A 17,139-nucleotide genomic window follows, 5' to 3' on the forward strand; every position below is an offset into this window, starting at 1 on the left:
GTTTAGGTCGATTCCAGCTGTTTCTCAAGCGCAAAAATATGCGCGTCCTCTACGCCTAGCTCGCGTAGCGCCTTGGCCAAATTGACCAAGTACTCACGGTTAGAGCCGCTGGGGCCATGGGCGTTAGCAATTTGATGGGCGATATCGACAAGTGATGCCTCGCCGAGAAACGCCGGGTTGTCGCCGCTGGCCAAATAAATAAGCCCCTCGCGCTGCCCGGCCTCGCCGCCGTTGTGGTCAAGAAAGGTCAGTGGGACTTTTTCCCGCAGGTAGCCGTTTTTCTCGCGCACATCCAATGGCCCAAGCACGTCGGGGGTAATGCGGTAGGCCATGCCGTGGCACACTGCGCCCGGCGCGCGTATCAGCGTGGCCACACGACCTGGCGCCTCGGGGGTGCCGCGGTGGTCGTGGGAGGCTTGCCAAAAGCGCCTTGCCCAGCCGGTAATGTAGGCGGGCTGGCGTTCTAAGTAGGCAAAATCAGCCTTCCAAATCAGCGACCCATAGCCAAATAGCCACAGGTCGGCGTGCTTATCGAAAAAGTTTCTTTGCTGGTTTATAGCGGTGGTATCAAGCAACATAAGGCATCTAGGTATTTACCCGAGTGGCAACGCGCAATGGCGTTAACGATCATCCATCATCCTGGTTATACGATTGATTTACCAGTCAGCCACCCCTTTCCGATGGAGAAATTTCGAGTGCTTCGCCAACGGCTCGGCGAGCAGTCCTTGGCGACACCCATCGAGTGGCTTACGCCAAACCCCGCGAGCATTGACGCCTTGGCGCGAGTACATACGCGCACCTATCTGGATGCCTTTTTGCACGGTACGCTTAACCGCGTCGCCCAGCGTCGCAGCGGGTTTGTGTGGTCCCAGGCGTTAGTCGAACGTGTACGGCTGGAAACTGGCGGCACGCTGATGACCTTAGAGGTTGCCCTGGCGAGCGGTCTTGCCTGCAATTCAGCCGGCGGCACGCACCACGCCCATGCCGATGCGGCAAGTGGTTACTGTTTAATCAATGACCTCGCCGTGGCAGCGGCTCACGCCCTGGCCCTAGGCTGGGTCGAGCGGGTGCTGATTGTGGATTGCGATGTTCACCAAGGTGATGGCACGGCGCGGCTGTTTGAAGGCGTCTCGGGGGTGTTTACCTTTTCAATGCACGCTGGCGGCAACTTTCCCGCGCACAAGGCGAAAAGTGATTTAGACGTCGCCCTGCCCAATGGGATGGAAGACGAGGCCTACCTAGCGGTGCTGGCATCGCGATTGCCAGGGCTGCTGGCGGCCTATCAGCCTGACGTGGTGCTTTACGATGCTGGCGTGGATGTTCATCGTGACGACCGCTTGGGCTATTTAGCGCTTAGCAGCCAAGGGCTTTACGCCCGGGATGCCTATGTGCTGACCTGCTGTCGCGAAGCGGGTATTCCCGTTGCCGCGGTGATTGGCGGTGGCTATGACCGTGATATCGTCGTGCTGGCAGACCGGCACGCACAGCTTCATCGAGCAGCGGCGGATGTGCTTGAACGCATCGGCTAGTCGTAATGAAAAGGAGACAAGCATGCGCGCGATTTTTCTGGTGGACAACGGCTCCTTGCGGCCCCAGGCAACGCACAACTTACGCCACGTGGCGGCATCGCTCAGCCAACAAATAGGCGAAACCGTCCAGGCGGCCTCACTGTTGCACTCGAATAAAATTCCTGCTGAAGAGGTGGATGGTATTCCCGCGATTACGCTGGGCCCCGCGGCTGAACGCAGCGCGGAACAGGGGGCAACGGAAATTATCATTCTGCCGTTCTTTTTTGGACCCAGCAAAGCACTCACCGGTTACCTGCCCGAGCGCATGGCGACGATGCAAGCGCATTTTCCTCACGTAAAGGTGCGCGTGGCCCAGCCGTTGGTGGATGAGCAGGGGGATAACGACCTGCGTCTTGCCGAGTTATTAGCCGACAACGTGCGCGCAAAGCGCCCACCAGGCACAAAGCCACGTATTGCGCTGGTCGATCACGGCAGCCCGATTCCCGAGGTCACCGCCGTGCGCAACCGTATGGCGGGGCAGTTGAGCGTGCTGTTAGGCGACGACGCCACCTGCGTCGTGGCCGCGTCGATGGAGCGCCGCGAGGGTGACGAGTACCGCTTTAACGAACCGCTGTTAGAAAGCCTGCTGGATAATCCTGAGTTTCACACGGGCTCGGTTATTCTGGCGATGCTGTTTCTCTCGCCGGGTCGCCATGCGGGGGAGGGCGGTGATATTGCCGACATTTGCCACGAGGCGCAGCAGCGCCATCCAGGGCTGACAATCACCACTACCCAACTGGCGGGCGAACACCCGGGGATTGTCGATATCCTGCACACACGGCTGCGCCAAGCGCTTGATGGTCAACGCTTTCTACTCGAAATCCCTGCAATCAGCTGATATGACGAAAGTCTGATGGGTGAATACCCAACCAATAGCGCGTAGAATCGCGAGCCTTTCGTACAGTAAATGAAACGCTAACCGGGCTTCTTTTGTGATCGCAACCGCCAATATCACCATGCAGTTTGGGGCTAAGCCCCTGTTTGAAAATGTCTCTGTCAAATTCAATAACGGCAACCGCTACGGCCTGATTGGCGCGAACGGCTGCGGCAAATCCACCTTTATGAAAATTTTGGGTGGCGATTTGGAGCCCACTTCCGGCCAAGTGATGCTGGACAGCAGCACGCGGCTGGGTAAGCTGCGTCAGGACCAGTTCGCGTTTGAAAACGAGCGCGTGATCGATACGGTGATCATGGGCAACGTTGAGCTCTGGTCGGTCGCGGCGGAGCGCGAGCGTATTTACTCGCTGGCCGAAATGAGCGAAGAGGACGGCATGGCCGTCGCCGATCTGGAAGTCCGCTTTGCCGAGCTTGACGGCTATACCGCCGAACCCCGTGCGGGCGAGCTATTATTGGGCTTGGGCATTCCCATTGAGCAGCACACCGGCCCGATGAGTGACGTATCCCCCGGCTGGAAGCTGCGGGTACTGCTCGCCCAGGCACTATTTTCTGACCCGGATGTACTGCTGCTCGATGAGCCGACCAACCACCTGGATATCAACACAATCCGCTGGCTGGAAGACATGCTCAAAGCGCGTAACAGCACCATGATCATCATCTCCCACGACCGCCACTTCCTGAATAGCGTCTGCACGCACATGGCGGATCTGGATTACGGCGAAATCACCCTGTTCCCGGGTAACTACGACGATTACATGACCGCTGCCACCGCCGTTCGCGAGCGTCAGCATTCGGATAACGCCAAGAAAAAAGCCCAAATTGCCGAACTGCAGCAGTTCGTCAGCCGCTTCTCTGCCAACGCCTCAAAGGCCAAGCAGGCCACGTCGCGGGCGCGTCAAATCGATAAAATCAAGCTGGAAGATATCAAACCATCCAGCCGGGTTAGCCCGTTTATTCGTTTTGATCAGGCCAAGAAAATCCACCGCAACGCTGCCAACGTGGATGCCATCACCAAGAGCTATAACGGCGAAAAGCCGCTGTTCGAACGTCTTTCCATGACGGTAGAAGCCGGTGAACGGATCGCGATTATTGGCCCTAACGGCATTGGCAAAACCACGCTGCTGAAAACTCTGGCGGGTGATCTGCACCCTGACGCGGGTGAAGTGAAGTGGACCGAAGCCGCTGACCTAGGCGTGTTCGCCCAGGAGCACAGTGACGATTTCGCCGTCGACGCGACGCTGTTTGAATGGATGTCCACCTGGACGCAAGGTGGCGAGCAGGTGGTGCGCGGTGCGCTGGGCCGGATGCTGTTTTCCAGCGATGATATCGACAAGTCGGTGAAGGTGATTTCCGGTGGTGAGCAGGGGCGCATGCTGTTCGGCAAGTTAATCCTCACTCAACCCAACGTGCTGCTGATGGATGAGCCGACCAATCACCTGGATATGGAGTCTATCGAGGCGTTGAACCTGGCGCTGGAAAACTATCCCGGCACGTTGATGTTTGTTAGCCACGACCGTGAGTTCGTCTCTTCGCTGGCTACGCGCATTATTGATATGCAGCCGGAAGGCATTGTCGATTTCAGCGGCAGCTACGATGATTACCTGCGCAGCCAAGGGGTGGTGTAAACGGCTAGAGAGATTTTGCGATAATCACCTGCAATGCTGGGGGCTACTCAGTTCTCAGCTTTGGTTTTCCTAACCCCCGAACGCCCGCAATTTTTCTTATGCCCGGGCCTTCAGGTAGGGGTTCAGTACCTCTTCCACAAGCTTGGCAGCAAAGGATTCATCTATATCGCTGAATGACACAGTCAAGTGGTAATAAACGGCACCGTATATGAGATCCAAGGTGAGTTCTGGATCGATTTCTGGGCGCAGTTCACCTCTTGCGATAGCCCCTTCGATAGCCTCACGACCCATACGGCGCCTGGGCATGATCCAGCGCTCCACGAAAGCTTCACGCAGGTCGGGGTCGGCCTGTGCAGCCCCCAGCAACTCCCGGAGCAACTGCCCGCGCGATCCTTTTAACGCCACCACCAATGCCCCGACACTGTGGCAAAAATTTTCGACGATGGGCAGTCGCAGGTCATAAGCGATCGTCGGCCCTACTTCCTCGAAAAACGCATCCATAACGATTGCTGCAGCATTCGGCCAGCGCCGATAGATGGTCGATTTGGCCACCCCAGACACGGTAGAAATACGCTCGACGCTAGCATGCTGAATACCACCTTCGAATGCTAGCTCTAGCGCTGCTCGCATGACCTTGGGAGCAGCCGAAGTACTCCGTGGCCGACCGGGCCGTGGAGAAGAAACAGAAACCATGGATGACACCCTTGCCGAAACCTGCTCAATAGGATTAGGATAAATACCAATACGGGTCGGTTCGTATCAGTAAGTGCTTCTAAGGCTTTAATTATAACATGACGCGCGTTGAAGCCGCTATTACACGCTTTAGCTTGGCGAACAACATTAATCGTTACCCCAGAGACCGCTTACCATGCAGTGCTACGATGTCGCTATCATTGGAGCTGGCCCCGCAGGCTTAGCTGCCGCACAGAGGCTCTCTTGCCAAGGGCGCCGAATCATTCTTATTGATCAAGGCAACGAAATCGCCGAGCGAATAAGAGCAGTAGAAAAGGAGTTAACGCAAGGCCATGGAGGGGCTGGGCTATATTCGGATGGAAAGTTTTCATTTTTCCCTGCCGCCAGTCATCTATGGCGTTTGCCCAAGCGTGAAGCGTTGCATGATGCTTATGCCTGGACATGTCAGTTGCTCAACAACCATGGCCTGAACACTCCATCCTTCCCGGCGGTTACCAATACGCATTCTCCAGATGTCGGTGACTGGGTACTTAAGAGTTACCCTTCAGACTACCTTTCACTTCAAGCGCGCATGGAACTGGTATTCGGCTTAGTCAGCAGCTTAGATGCTGATATTGCCTCTCAGACGCGTATGACGACCTACCGATATGATGAGTCGGCAAAACGGCATTATCTGGAGCTGCAACATACACAGAGAACTTACGAAATCGCTACCAAAACGTTGATTTGGGCGACTGGTCGTTTTGGCGCGCTCGATATCAAAGAAGACATTAAGAAAACCTTTCGTCGACTAGAGGTAGGATTTCGTATCGAACAACCCAGCGAGCTTGCATTCTTTCAGTCCCTTTCCAATCTGGATCCTAAGCTAACATTACGTGCTGCTTCTGACACCACAGAGTGGAGAACTTTCTGTGCTTGTCGCAACGGCAGAACCGTTCTCACTCAGACCCAAGGATTGTGGACGGTATCCGGACATTCCGATGGCCCACCCTCGGATCAATCCAATGTCGGCTTCAACACACGCATCTTTGACGAAACCTTAGCAAAACGAACCATTGATATAATTAGAGCAGCAATGCGTGAGAAGGGCACTTATTTCGAGATTTCGCTTATGGCGTGGCTTGAAAGTGAACAGTCCACTACCTCAAAAATGGACGCTATTTACGGAAAAGAAGTTGCCAATGCCATGTTACTAGGTTTAAGAAAACTCATTAACCGTTTTCCTTCCATTGAACATAACGAAACGAGACTGATCGGTCCTACTCTGGAGGGAATCGGCTGGTATCCTGAGGTCGATGGTACATTACGCCTCCCCAATCGTCCCACTTGGGTCGTCGGAGATGCCTGTGGTTTATTCCGTGGTATCGTGGCGGCATTTATCAGTGGCCACTACGCAGCTAGCGCCGTACTTGAAACGCTTGAGGAATATGCCTGATGTCTGATTCAAATTCATCCCGCGTCGGTGTCGGCGTCATTATTACCCGTGCTGATGGTAATATTCTCCTTGGCTATCGTATCAAAGCTGGAGAAACACCCAGTTGGTGCTTACCTGGCGGGCATGTCGAGCCAGGAGAAACCTTTGAGGTTGCAGCTTTGCGTGAACTTCAGGAAGAAACAGGCATTATTACTCAACAGTCCGCCACTATTTTTGCGATTATGCAACAATTGGCGGCTAACAGAACAGCCGTCACTGCTGCAGCTAGGGTTTCTCTTGCTGATAATCTCGCTGTCGCACGGCTGACCGAACCGGATGTCTTCTCAGAATGGGATTGGTTTCCACGCTCAGACCTTCCCACTCCACTATTCCCTGCAAGCGAAGCAATGATCAGCTTATGGAAGGACAACCAATGCCCAAAGGGATGGAGCACTTACTGTGTTGTATAAACTTCACCAATAAAACTGCCTTAAGTTGCGAAATGCATAACACTCTATAATAAGTTCAGTTCAATTTTTCACGAGCTTAATTAATCAAGCTAAATTCATTTTAAATTTTTTCTTTGGATCTCGAAGGGTGATCGCGCCGGGAACTAAGAGCGCGATAAGTGAAGAAAATATTGTTATCAAGCCAGCAAAGTATAAGACGTAATCAGACCCAAATATATCAATTGCATAGGGAAAAATAGCGAGGGTGATAGGAGCGACGCCATAGGATACCAAAAAGTCAAAAGACGTAACTCTTCCAATTAGACTCTCAGGAACTTCACGCTGTATTGCTGTAAACCACGGTATGTTAAACGCTTCAATGCCGATGCCGCCAATAAAGTATGCTAATAATATTAAATATTTTGACTCACCATAAGCTAATGCAAGTGGCACAAAACCATAGAAGCTTAAGCCAATAAATGCAACTAATCCAATCTTTTTAGCACCTATGCGACCAATGAATACTGAAGCTGCTATGGCTCCAGCAGAATAACAACCTAGAGCAATACCAATTAGAGTATTGCTGCCAAACATTTCTTTACTTGTAACAGGTAGCATTATTTGTTGAATTGAGTAACTCATTGATAGCCAAATAGCAAGAGCAGTTAACCCGGCTAAAAACCAACGGTGGGAACTTGCCTCATCCAGGCCCTCTTTGTAGCCATTCAAAAAAAAAGATAAGCTCATTTTGGTAATAGGTTTCTTTTTCGAGGATTTTATACTTAAAATGAGGACACAAGGAACAAGGAGCGTTCCGCATGCTATCCATAAAGCAAAGTATCCATTAATAGTCGTATATATTACTGTGGCGAGTAAAGGAGCAACTGTCAGAGAAAGTCTCATACTTAAAGTAGAGACTGCATTAGCTGACATACGTTCTTTTTCAGGTACTGCACCTGCTATTAAGGATAGATATGAGTTTCTGAAAAAACCTTCCCCACAACCAATTAAAGCGATCATAAAGGTAGCCCACAAAGCTTGGCCAGAAGATAGAAGTATAATCAGAAAAACTAATGCAAAAAATCTTACAAAAGCCGAAAAAAACATAACTTTCTTCGGACGAAAATGATCGGTGATTACTCCTGAAAAAACAGCACCGATGATGAAACCTGCAGTTCTGGATCCGAGAATCCACCCTAATAATGATATATTAGAAAATTGGTCTATGATTATTAGTGTAACAATTGTTGGTATAAATGAGGTCGAAATAGCGGAGAGGGTATAGCTTACCCATGCGAAAAAAAAATCACGATTCTTGAGAGATTTATACACTTTCTTTAACCTTTATGTATGCTTTATTACATGGTTTCCAAAAATTTATAGCTCGCTCATAGTCATGGGCAGCTTGAACTAGGTAGTCAGCTAGATAGTAAAGGATTCTGGGTTCTTCATCAGAGTTGGTATAAGCGTAGTGGGTACTAGGGCAGCTGTTAACTTCAAGTACTTGATAGTTATTCTCTGCGAGGCATTCGATAATATCAAGACCTGAATATAACGTACCGGCAGCTAGTGAGGCCTTCTCTGCAATTTTTATTAATTCTTCACTAGGCTCAAAGTAAACAGGAGTTGCGCCCGAGCTTAAGTTTGTAATCCATTCCCCATCTTTTGCAATACGATATATTGCATTGACCACCTTGTGGTTAATGCAAATTATCCTAATATCTCGACCTGGATTATTTATGAAAGGTTGTAGGTAATATTCGCCACTTGAGCTTTCGAGTAAATCAAAAAGCTCAGTTTCATCCATTATTTTATGAATTCCATGACCACCAAATCCAATTATTGGTTTGATTACTAGAGGGAAATTGAACTTTCTGTGATGTTTTCTTATAAAGCTAAGCTTCTTTCCAGATAATGCTCCAGGAAAAGGAACTCCAGCTGCTTGCATCATAGCAGTATTTATATACTTGTTTTGGGCGCAATATAAAACGTGTCCTTTGTTTATTACCGGAACACCGTTTCTCTCAAAGGCTTCAAGTATATTTATACCTAGATGTAAAATATCTTCAAACACCCAGCCGACAACTAAATCTGGCCTAAGAACTTCGTTGTCATGATAGAAGGTAGCACTATCAGTACTAAAGAAAACTGATATTTCAGATGGGTGAACCCTTTTAATGTTTACCCCCATCGCTCTAATAATAGGAAACAAAATGTCATGATCAAATTTATCAAAATCATTGCCAATGAATAATATTTCTTTTTTATAAGTCATGCAAGCCACCGTGATTTTTAGTGAATTTTATTTTCGGAAAGTGTGTGATGGTAGTGTTGGGGACTTTCAGCTCTTTTATTAAATCATCTCTGTAGTTAGAATAAATATTAGGCGATTTCTGAGGAGGGTCGATCCTATTAATTAGCTTTTTAAAGTGAAAAATGTCATTAGTTGTATCAATACCATTTTCATAAAGCCAGTCTTCATTGAACAATGTATCAATGTACCTTTCTCCACTATCACCCATCACTGCAATAATTGGTCTAGTGCTTTTCATAGAGATAGATAGTTTTAATGCGCCTAGCAATACCGCGCCAGAGGAAACTCCACAAAGTATGCCTTCATGCCGACATAGTAGACGAGAAGCAATAAATGCACTTTCATCATGTATTTTAAAAACATAATCTATATTGTTAACATCTAATATGTTTCGCGGAGTCCATCCTAACCCTACACCAGGTATTTTATATGGATAAGTTTCTGGGCTAAAAATTCCAGAACCAAATGCATCAACACAACAGATTTTACAGCTGCTTTTTTTTTCTTTATAGAACTTCGAAATCCCACCGATTTGCCCACCGGTGCTGACTGCACATACAATAGCATCAGCCTCATCTTTAGTTTGTTCATAAATTTCTGTTGCGGTTGACTCGTAGTGCGCATAACTGCTCAAGATATTGAAACACTGATCAGGTCGATAACTATTTTCAATAACTTGTGCTAACTCATTCGCTTGTTTAATTCGCGTTTTATGATATGAGCCTGTATCATCTTTTTCCTCCACTACTACTACCTTGGCTCCATATGCTTTCATTAAAGAAATATTAGTGTTGGTCGTTTTAGGGTCTACTAGTACTATAACCTTATACCCCCTAGCAGCTCCAATCATAGCTAAGCTAATTGCAAAGTTGCCAGAAGACGATTCAATAATTGTTCCGCCAGGCTTTAAATATCCCTGGATTTCAGCTTTCTTAATTAATGCGATGGCCGCTCTGTCTTTAATGCTTCCCCCAGGGTTGAATTTTTCTAATTTAACCACTACATTAGTGCCTAAAGCATCGTTGATGCGATCAAGACTAACTAATGGTGTTTTTTCAGCACACTGAAGAATGTTTTTAAAATTCATGGCTCAATCCTTTCCTAAGTTTTTTTATTAATATTGGTTGAAATTCTATTTCTCTTGTGATGATGTGGCGAGTGGTTTTTGGTGGATACAGCGTGCCTTTATCCACTACATCTATTATGCCTTTAATATCAAAAGATTCTCCTGTTTTCCAACTTAAAACATTTAAGTAAGCATCGTCATATGAAAGTAGCCAACAAGGAATTGATATTAAGCCTAGTTTCTTTGCTGCATGATATCGATGATGCCCATCCATAATAATTTTAGTTTTATTATCAATAACTATTGGATGCTTCCAGAGGCCTTCATTAATTATTAAGTTAGCAATTTCATTGACTCTTTCTTCGTTAATTGATTCATGTGGCTTAAGAATCATTATGTCTATTAATTTAATCATTTTCGTCAGCCTTTAATTAATTCTTACGCCACTCTTAAAGGTGTTTACTTGCCGTCATGAAGGTGAAGTAAGCCTCAGTTATAATTTATGTAACACCAGCCTCGTTGTAGCCTAGTGATGCACCATTGCTCGTTATAAAGCCTTATCCATGGCGTTATACGCTTGAGAAATGAGAGAAATAAAAACGATACGAAGCGTATCGGTTTATAAATTTTAGTATTTAAATGATCATAAATCAATATATTTTTTATCGGCTTTTAAGTTGTGTTATGTCACTGAATTTATTTGATTTTCGTGTGGTATGGCTGCATGGTGTGCTCAATGAGGTCAAACCTTCCTGCCGTATCAGCCCGTTTATCCGCTTTGATCAGGCTAAGAAAATTCACCGTAACTCCATCGACATCGATGCTGTTAACCAAGAACTGTGACGGCGATAGGCCGCCGAGGTGGGTGTGTTCGCCCAGGATCACAGCGACGACTTTGCCGTCGACGCCACGTTGTTTGAGTGGATGTCGGCATGGACCCAAGGTGGCGAGCAGGTGGTTCGCGGTGCGCTGGGACGGATGCTGTTTTCCAGCGACGATATTGGCAAATCGGTGAAAGTAATTTCCGGTGGTGAGCAGGGGCGCATGCTGTTCGGTAAGTTAATCCTCACTCAGCCCAACGTGCTGCTGATGGATGAGCCGACGAACCACCTGGATATGGAGTCTATCGAGGCGCTGAACCTGGCGCTGGAAAACTATCCCGGCACATTGATGTTTGTTAGCCACGACCGCGAATTTGTGTCATCGCTAGCCACACGCATTATTGATATGCAGCCGGAAGGCATTGTTGATTTCAGCGGCAGTTATGACGATTACCTGCGTAGTCAGGGCGTCGGCTAACCCCCTTCGCGTTCGCTAACCAATAATTCGCTCAAAGGTGGTGTCGGTCGCCGGTTCGCGGTCGGCATCCAGCATATCGCCGGTAAACAGTGTCTGCATTTCTTTCGCCAACGCCACATACACGTGCATCTGTTGATTACGCCGCTTACGCAGCGGCGGCTTCACCAATAGGCTGATGCCTTTAATCGGGGCATGGGTCTCATCGTGCAAAAGATCGGGCATTTCCCCCGGCGGAAACGCATTGGCAACAGTAATCGGGTTGGACGGCTGTTCGCCGTCAATATGGAAGACTTTCTTGATCGGATCAAATGTGGCGTTTTTTTCGCGCAGCCAATCAGCAAGGCGCTGGTCGGTTTGTTTATCGGGGTGGGAAAAAATCACGAACAGGGAGTGCTGTACCACTTTGCCGGTACGCTTCGCCGACGGCGTTGAGGATGTTTCCTCTGGTGGCGGTGAAGAAGCGGCTTGCTGGGTGGCACGCTCGATTGTGGCGGTATCCGCCGGCCGTGAACGGCGCTGCCGCATGACGTAAACAAACAGCGCAACGGCGACCAGCGCTAATACGATAGAGCCGAAGGCTAATAATGTGGCTAACGGAGTGGTCTCCATAGTGTTTTTATCCTTGGTCTTTTTTGCGCCAATTGCGCGTTAATTACGTCGTAAAATAGTGGCGTTAAGGGCCAGCGCCAGGGTTACCCAAAGCGCGTATGGAACCATTAGCCACGCCGCCAGGCTACTCACCTTAGCAAATAGAATGATCGCCACTATGATCAATATCAGCAGTAGCGCAATGTCGCCAAGCGCCGCAGCGATTTGTTTGCGACCAAAAAAAAGCCACGACCAAGCCGCGTTCGCCACCAACTGAAGACCATATACCCACAGGCTTGCTGTGCGCCACGCCGAGTCGTCAGCCATATAAAGTCGCCACGCGGCAATCGCCATCAAAAGGTAAAGGATGCCCCAGGCGATGGGAAATACGATATTCGGCGGTGTCCAGCTGGGCTTGTTGAGCGCGCGGTACCAGCCATCGGGTCGAAAGCGTGCCCCGGTACTGGCTGTAATGCCTACCAGCACTAACGATACCAGTAACGCGAATAGCGAATTTAGCATTCATCACCTGTGTTTCAAACGTAAGAATCAATAGCCTAGCAGCGTTTTGCAACGACCAGATATAAAAAAAGCACCACCGAAGTGATGCTTTTCAACCTTAAGAGGCGCCAAGCGGCTCCACTTAGTCCATGCGGTCGTAACCGTTATTCATAAACGGGTAGTCGGTATAACCCTTCTCGTCACCGCCGTAGAAGGTTTCGTGGTTGGGTTCGGTGAGCGGTGCGTTAATGCGGAAACGCTCGGGCAGATCCGGGTTGGCAATATAGGGGCGACCAAAGGCCACCGCGTCGGTGGTGTTATCGCCAATGCGTGCTTCAGCGTGCGCGGCGTCGTAGTTACCGCAATAGATCAGGCTGCCGCTAAAGCGCTCGCGCATTTGTTCGCGAAAGCCGTCGGGGAAGGTGATATCGCCGCCGGCCCAGTTGGGTTCATTCAGGTGCAGATAGGCGAGACCACGCTTGGAAAGCTGCTCGGCCATATAGAACGCCATGGCTTCCGGCTCGTCGTCGGTCAGACCAAATAGCTCGATAAATGGCGTCATACGGATGCCGACTCGATCAGCGCCGTATACGTCGATCACTGCATCGACCACTTCCAGCGGGAAGCGGGCACGGTTCTCCAATGATCCGCCGTACTGGTCGGTACGCTTGTTGGTACCGGTCGCCAGGAACTGGTTAAGCAGGTAGGCGTTCGCCGCGTGAACTTCAGCCATATCGAAACCGGCGCGCTTGGCACGAATGGCTGCCTGGCGGTAGTCCTCTACAATGCCGGGGAGCTCGTCGGTTTCCAGGGCTCGCGGTGTGCTGGTAGGGTGCTGGCCAGCGGTACCATCTTCAAATTCGACGAAACACTGGGCACCTTCACCTTTAAGCGCACTCGGCGCAACGGGCTGCTGGCCATTGGGCTGAACCATTTCGTGGGAAACGCGCCCAACGTGCCATAGTTGCAACGCCATGCGGCCGCCTTTGGCGTGCACCGCGTTGACGACATCCTTCCAACCGGCTTCCTGCTCATCGGTCCAAATGCCGGGCGTATACACATAGCCACGGGCAGTCGGAGATATATTCGTCGCTTCGCTGATAATCAGACCGGCACCGGCACGCTGGCCATAGTAAGCTTGCTGTATCTTACCCGGTACGCTGTCGGGCGTACGCGCACGCGTCAGGGGCGCCATAATCACGCGATTAGGCAGGGACAGGCTGCCCAGTTGGATCGGGGTAAAAAGTGTTTCGAAAGCCATCAATCAAGCTCCTTTTGAACTCTGTCGTTAACTAGTGGGCATAGAATAGACCAGTTTACTAGCATGTGCCAACAGTGTGACTGATAACTGCATCAATTAGCTTGTCTACAAAGCAAAACCCCGCCTTAAAGTAAGGCGGGGTTAAAGGTTGTAGGGCCGGTTACATCAGCCTCGCTGCCAAGGCCAACGTCGTTTGGCAGGGGTGTCGATCTGCTGCAGTGCGCTGGAAAGCGGCAGCATAATGGCGGTTAGCTGGCGGTGGCAGACGGCGCTACTGAGTACCCCTGGGCACTGTTTGAGGAGTAGTTCGCACTGCTGAGAGGCGATATACAGCTGTTCGGTGACGGGTGGAGCGAACAGTGGTTTGGACTGCTGGCTGCAGCGAGTGAGCTCCCGCGACAGCATGGTGAGCATGCTGGTATCCATCCAGCAGGGCAGCGGGTCTTCCAGTCGGCCAGCAATAGAATTCTGTACCGCTTCGAAAGAGGTACGCAAAAACGTGACCGTTTGGCGAAGTTGCCGCTGCTCGCTCGTCATCCCACTGATTCCTCACACTGGTTGCTTACTGTGGGCATTCGCCCCGCTATCTAACGACAAGAGTAACGTCCGCAATGAGTAACACGGACCTGAACAAAAATTGCCTTAAGAAAAATATTAGTGTTTCTCATTTGCATCTATGTCGACAGTAGCGCTACTCCATCAAGCTGTCAATGCTGTGACTATCAGCACGCCTCAAACAGTTGCCAGTCGTTATTGGTCAGCGGTTTAGCGCCTTGTTCGGTCACCACCACAGTGTCGCTTAAGCCAGCGCCCCATTGGCCGGGCACACGCAGGCAGAGCGGCAGGTGAAAAACCATATTGGCTTCAAAGGTGCGGGTCTGGCCTTTGGCGATAAAGCCGGTGCCCTCCACCCAGCTAGGTGGAAACTGGGCGCCCACGGCATAGCCAAACACGCCGGAAAAGAAATACCACTCACGCTGGGGAGCAAGCAGCGCATCGGCGGCCTGGGCCGCCGCATCAAAGCTGTTGCCGGGGCGCATGGCGTCGCACAGTGCTTCAAACATGGAGCGACATAGATCCCGGGTGGCGTAGAGCGCCGAGGTGGGAGTACCCGTGACGGCGGTGCGCATCATGGGGGCGGTATAGCGTTGATAGGCGGCGCCAAATTCTAAAAACACAGGCTCATCTGGCTGAATAACGTGCCGCTTGTGATTAACGTGAATGACGCCAATGCGGTGCCCGCTGGTCACAATCGGCTGCAGGCTCATAAACTCGCTGCCATTTTCGAGCAGCGCTTTGGCCCCCACAGCGGCAATATCATTATCGGTTATCCCTGGGCGAATGGCGGCTATTGCCGCTTCTAGGCCCGCCGCGGTGATTCGCGCACTCGCTTGCAACATCTCAATTTCCGCAGGGCTTTTAACAATCCTAATCGCATCGACCACCGCGCCTGCTTCGCTAAACCGTTCCCGGCCGATAGTCTGCATCAGCGCATCGAGCACACCAAAGCGCAGCCCGGCACTCCAACCATCAATACCTATCTGCGCATGAGGGGCGAGCAGGTCGGCCAGGGGCGTGATGATTTCTTCCAGGCTTTCCCAGCGGTAGCCGATGATCTCATCAACCAGCGCGGTGACCACTGCTGCACCGGTTTCAATTGAGGCGACTTGCAGCACCAGCCGTGCCTGGGTGCAGACCAAACAGGCATGAACTGAGACTTCAAAGGTGTGATAGCCGGTGAGGTAATTAATATCAGCGGGATCGGTGAGCAGCAGTGCATCTAACCCATGCTCTGCCATGGCATTGCGCACCTTGTCCAGGCGCGCCTGGTATTCGGCAGCAGGAAAGGGCAGTTCACTTTGGGCGAGCGTCTTGGCCAGGGCTTCGCGGTAGTGGTGATAATCCATAGCGACCTCCGGTATTGGGTAAGGTCAGTATAGGCCGCTGCTGGCTGTGCGCTTCTCTCGCCCTCAACGCTAGCGGGTGAGCAGGAAGATCCCTTGCAGAAAGTAGAAAACCCCAATGACGGTAACGATCCAGCGGGTCCAGGCGCGGAAGTTAGCATCGGTGAGGCGCTGTAAAATACGGTTACCGGTGTGGGTGCCGAAGATCGCAAACGGTGCGGCCAGCAGTATAATGCTCCACTCCCCAGCACTCAGTGCCAGCGCGGAACCGAGATAAAAGATGATTTTAATGCTGTGGGCCACCACCTGAATCATGGCCTTGGTGGCGACGACTTGGCGGCGGTCCATGCGCGAGCGTACAAAGGAGAGGTCAATGAGCGGCCCGGAAACCCCCGCGGCAATGGTTAAACCACCGGAGGCGATGCCACAGCACAGTGCGTGGCTGGTTCGGTTGGCATCGAGTTGAAACCAGCGCTTGGGCATCCACACCAAAATCGGCATCAGGCCAATCAGTAGCGATACGCTGGCGGCATTAGGGCTGTAGCTAAACATCAACAGTAAGCCGGCGGCGCTGAGCACGCCCAGCGTCATCAAGGCGACGATGCGCCAAACAATATAGTGCCGCGACAGCCAAGCCCGCGACCCATTGGCGGTGAGCTGGATCACGCCGTGTACCGCCATCGCCGTACCCGCGGGGAAAATCAGCAGCAGAAACCACAGCAGCACCAGGCCGCCCGCCATGCCGAACACGCCGGAGAGCATCGCGGTGAAAAACACCACGCTAACAAAAGCAACGCCTATCCCTAGGCTCATAACGTTCTTCCTTGCTCTTTTTTACTCTTTCTTAACGACGGCAAAACGGCCAGACCTGATAAAACTTGCGGCACTGAAACTCCGCTTCGCAGGCGTTGAGCTGGGCCTGGTAACGGTTAGCGCGGGCGGCCACCTGGCTGCCTGCGCGCAACACATGAGATTTACTCCGGTAGCTGCCGCGTTGATAACCCCCCGCCCCTTCGTGATAGGCATAGTAAAGGTGCTCGGGGTTATTGAGCGATATGCCCGCTTGCTGCTGGGAACGGCGGTTGTACCAGCCGATAAAATCCGTGGCGTGTTTCATGTGCGTGCGCCGGGCAAATAAACCGCCCGCTTGGTCTTGGTATTCGCCCCACACCGGGTCTTGGGCCTGGGCGTAACCTTTAGCGGAAGAGGGCCGTGGGCCGGGAATAAAGCCAAGGTAGTATTTGCGTTCGGGGCGAATATGGCTGCGAAACGAGGATTCCTGCTGAATAAACGCCATCTGGGTGGCAATCGGCGTTCCCCATTTCTCCGCTGATTCCTGTGCGTAGTCGTACCAGCTGGGCTGCTCGCGAAATATCTCGCAGATATTGCTTTGATCCTGGGGCGGGTTGGGCGCGAACGTAGCACAACCAGAGAGAAGCACAGCAACGCTCATCGCCAGCCAAAAGCGCAGAGTCGCGATGCGTGGTGAAGAGCCACTGGGAAAACGACGAACAGGGAAATGCATAAAAAGTCCTTGTGGATAAGTCCTTATGGATAAGC

Annotated in this window: 18 protein-coding genes and 1 pseudogene; 6 read left to right on the plus strand and 13 right to left on the minus strand. The window is 51.0% G+C overall.

All coding sequences use genetic code 11. From position 1 onward, the window contains the following. Nucleotides 1-2: 2 nt before the first annotated feature. Entirely contained in the window at nt 3-578 is a 576-nt protein-coding gene (locus tag HVA01_RS00885) for a gamma-glutamylcyclotransferase (protein WP_146872584.1), read from the minus strand. A 36-nt stretch (nt 579-614) separates the two neighbouring features. Here HVA01_RS00885 and HVA01_RS00890 point away from each other — a divergent pair, with 36 nt between their 5' ends. From HVA01_RS00890 to HVA01_RS00900, 3 genes are all read left to right on the plus strand, one after another. Then, the gene (locus HVA01_RS00890) at nt 615-1,529 is read left to right on the plus strand and encodes a histone deacetylase family protein (RefSeq protein ID WP_146872585.1); all 915 of its coding nucleotides are present in this window, start codon (nt 615-617) and stop codon (nt 1,527-1,529) included. Nucleotides 1,530-1,551: 22 nt separating this feature from the next. Next, complete coding sequence (locus HVA01_RS00895; RefSeq protein WP_146872586.1) at nt 1,552-2,406, plus strand: sirohydrochlorin chelatase; 855 nt, start codon at nt 1,552-1,554, stop codon at nt 2,404-2,406. 94 nt (nt 2,407-2,500) lie between these two features. Next, nucleotides 2,501-4,090: an ABC-F family ATPase gene (locus tag HVA01_RS00900; RefSeq protein ID WP_146872587.1), complete on the plus strand. Its 1,590-nt coding sequence runs from the start codon at nt 2,501-2,503 to the stop codon at nt 4,088-4,090. Between the two features lie 96 nt (nt 4,091-4,186). On the opposite strand, the gene HVA01_RS00905 is transcribed toward HVA01_RS00900, so the two are convergent. Beyond that, on the minus strand, nt 4,187-4,720 hold the full coding sequence (locus tag HVA01_RS00905; RefSeq protein WP_170243447.1) for a TetR/AcrR family transcriptional regulator: 534 nt from the start codon (nt 4,718-4,720) through the stop codon (nt 4,187-4,189). Between the two features lie 238 nt (nt 4,721-4,958). On the opposite strand from HVA01_RS00905, the gene HVA01_RS00910 reads away from it, so the two are divergent. Both HVA01_RS00910 and HVA01_RS00915 read left to right on the plus strand, forming a co-directional pair. Beyond that, nucleotides 4,959-6,218: an FAD-dependent oxidoreductase gene (locus HVA01_RS00910; protein ID WP_146872589.1), complete on the plus strand. Its 1,260-nt coding sequence runs from the start codon at nt 4,959-4,961 to the stop codon at nt 6,216-6,218. Continuing rightward, nucleotides 6,218-6,667: a nucleotide triphosphate diphosphatase NUDT15 gene (locus tag HVA01_RS00915; protein WP_146872590.1), complete on the plus strand. Its 450-nt coding sequence runs from the start codon at nt 6,218-6,220 to the stop codon at nt 6,665-6,667. Before HVA01_RS00910 ends, HVA01_RS00915 begins: the two co-directional genes overlap by 1 nt. Before the next feature lie 84 nt (nt 6,668-6,751). On the opposite strand, the gene HVA01_RS00920 is transcribed toward HVA01_RS00915, so the two are convergent. From HVA01_RS00920 to HVA01_RS00935, 4 genes are read right to left on the minus strand one after another with little or no spacing between them, the layout of a single operon-like run. After that, complete coding sequence (locus tag HVA01_RS00920) at nt 6,752-7,978, minus strand: MFS transporter (RefSeq protein ID WP_146872591.1); 1,227 nt, start codon at nt 7,976-7,978, stop codon at nt 6,752-6,754. Continuing rightward, nucleotides 7,971-8,921 carry an ATP-grasp domain-containing protein gene (locus HVA01_RS00925; RefSeq protein WP_146872592.1) on the minus strand — a complete coding sequence of 317 codons (951 nt, stop codon included), beginning with the start codon at nt 8,919-8,921 and terminating at the stop codon, nt 7,971-7,973. Before HVA01_RS00925 ends, HVA01_RS00920 begins: the two co-directional genes overlap by 8 nt. After that, on the minus strand, nt 8,911-10,047 hold the full coding sequence (locus HVA01_RS00930) for a cysteine synthase family protein (RefSeq protein WP_146872593.1): 1,137 nt from the start codon (nt 10,045-10,047) through the stop codon (nt 8,911-8,913). The genes HVA01_RS00925 and HVA01_RS00930 overlap by 11 nt, the downstream gene beginning before the upstream one ends. Next, nucleotides 10,037-10,441 (minus strand): ParB N-terminal domain-containing protein, encoded by a 405-nt coding sequence (locus tag HVA01_RS00935; protein ID WP_146872594.1) that lies wholly within the window; start codon nt 10,439-10,441, stop codon nt 10,037-10,039. Before HVA01_RS00935 ends, HVA01_RS00930 begins: the two co-directional genes overlap by 11 nt. A 317-nt stretch (nt 10,442-10,758) precedes the next feature. On the opposite strand from HVA01_RS00935, the pseudogene HVA01_RS00940 reads away from it, so the two are divergent. Next, nucleotides 10,759-11,325, plus strand: a pseudogene (locus tag HVA01_RS00940) (ATP-binding cassette domain-containing protein); the annotation flags it as partial. A 15-nt stretch (nt 11,326-11,340) separates the two neighbouring features. On the opposite strand, the gene HVA01_RS00945 reads toward HVA01_RS00940, so the two are convergent. The 7 genes from HVA01_RS00945 to HVA01_RS00975 all read right to left on the minus strand — a co-directional run bounded on the left by HVA01_RS00945 (nt 11,341) and on the right by HVA01_RS00975 (nt 17,104). Next, entirely contained in the window at nt 11,341-11,934 is a 594-nt protein-coding gene (locus HVA01_RS00945) for a cell division protein ZipA C-terminal FtsZ-binding domain-containing protein (RefSeq protein ID WP_146872595.1), read from the minus strand. A gap of 39 nt (nt 11,935-11,973) precedes the next feature. Beyond that, nucleotides 11,974-12,435, minus strand: a complete 462-nt coding sequence (locus HVA01_RS00950; RefSeq protein WP_146872596.1) for a TspO/MBR family protein — start codon at nt 12,433-12,435, stop codon at nt 11,974-11,976. Between the two features lie 121 nt (nt 12,436-12,556). Next, complete coding sequence (locus HVA01_RS00955; protein ID WP_146872597.1) at nt 12,557-13,675, minus strand: alkene reductase; 1,119 nt, start codon at nt 13,673-13,675, stop codon at nt 12,557-12,559. Between the two features lie 165 nt (nt 13,676-13,840). Further along, nucleotides 13,841-14,212, minus strand: coding sequence for a hypothetical protein (locus HVA01_RS00960; RefSeq protein WP_146872598.1), 372 nt, complete (start codon nt 14,210-14,212; stop codon nt 13,841-13,843). Nucleotides 14,213-14,397: 185 nt separating this feature from the next. Continuing rightward, a complete protein-coding gene (locus HVA01_RS00965; RefSeq protein ID WP_146872599.1) occupies nt 14,398-15,582 on the minus strand; it encodes a M24 family metallopeptidase in 1,185 nt (394 codons plus the stop codon). 69 nt (nt 15,583-15,651) lie between these two features. After that, on the minus strand, nt 15,652-16,392 hold the full coding sequence (locus HVA01_RS00970) for a sulfite exporter TauE/SafE family protein (RefSeq protein ID WP_146872600.1): 741 nt from the start codon (nt 16,390-16,392) through the stop codon (nt 15,652-15,654). Nucleotides 16,393-16,423: 31 nt separating this feature from the next. Next, nucleotides 16,424-17,104 (minus strand): transglycosylase SLT domain-containing protein, encoded by a 681-nt coding sequence (locus tag HVA01_RS00975; RefSeq protein ID WP_174787745.1) that lies wholly within the window; start codon nt 17,102-17,104, stop codon nt 16,424-16,426. Between the last annotated feature and the right edge of the window lie 35 nt (nt 17,105-17,139).

The sequence above is a fragment of the Halovibrio variabilis genome (genome assembly GCF_007991175.1).
GTDB lineage: Bacteria > Pseudomonadota > Gammaproteobacteria > Pseudomonadales > Halomonadaceae > Vreelandella > Vreelandella variabilis.

Coding starts and splice junctions, on each gene's coding strand:
- HVA01_RS00885 (WP_146872584.1), bottom strand. CDS start 578: ATGTTGCTTGATACCACCGCTATAAACCAGCAAAGAAACTTTTTCGAT.
- HVA01_RS00890 (WP_146872585.1), top strand. CDS start 615: ATGGCGTTAACGATCATCCATCATCCTGGTTATACGATTGATTTACCA.
- HVA01_RS00895 (WP_146872586.1), top strand. CDS start 1,552: ATGCGCGCGATTTTTCTGGTGGACAACGGCTCCTTGCGGCCCCAGGCA.
- HVA01_RS00905 (WP_170243447.1), bottom strand. CDS start 4,720: ATGCGAGCAGCGCTAGAGCTAGCATTCGAAGGTGGTATTCAGCATGCT.
- HVA01_RS00910 (WP_146872589.1), top strand. CDS start 4,959: ATGCAGTGCTACGATGTCGCTATCATTGGAGCTGGCCCCGCAGGCTTA.
- HVA01_RS00915 (WP_146872590.1), top strand. CDS start 6,218: ATGTCTGATTCAAATTCATCCCGCGTCGGTGTCGGCGTCATTATTACC.
- HVA01_RS00925 (WP_146872592.1), bottom strand. CDS start 8,921: ATGACTTATAAAAAAGAAATATTATTCATTGGCAATGATTTTGATAAA.
- HVA01_RS00930 (WP_146872593.1), bottom strand. CDS start 10,047: ATGAATTTTAAAAACATTCTTCAGTGTGCTGAAAAAACACCATTAGTT.
- HVA01_RS00935 (WP_146872594.1), bottom strand. CDS start 10,441: ATGATTAAATTAATAGACATAATGATTCTTAAGCCACATGAATCAATT.
- HVA01_RS00945 (WP_146872595.1), bottom strand. CDS start 11,934: ATGGAGACCACTCCGTTAGCCACATTATTAGCCTTCGGCTCTATCGTA.
- HVA01_RS00950 (WP_146872596.1), bottom strand. CDS start 12,435: ATGCTAAATTCGCTATTCGCGTTACTGGTATCGTTAGTGCTGGTAGGC.
- HVA01_RS00955 (WP_146872597.1), bottom strand. CDS start 13,675: ATGGCTTTCGAAACACTTTTTACCCCGATCCAACTGGGCAGCCTGTCC.
- HVA01_RS00960 (WP_146872598.1), bottom strand. CDS start 14,212: ATGACGAGCGAGCAGCGGCAACTTCGCCAAACGGTCACGTTTTTGCGT.
- HVA01_RS00965 (WP_146872599.1), bottom strand. CDS start 15,582: ATGGATTATCACCACTACCGCGAAGCCCTGGCCAAGACGCTCGCCCAA.
- HVA01_RS00970 (WP_146872600.1), bottom strand. CDS start 16,392: ATGAGCCTAGGGATAGGCGTTGCTTTTGTTAGCGTGGTGTTTTTCACC.
- HVA01_RS00975 (WP_174787745.1), bottom strand. CDS start 17,104: ATGCATTTCCCTGTTCGTCGTTTTCCCAGTGGCTCTTCACCACGCATC.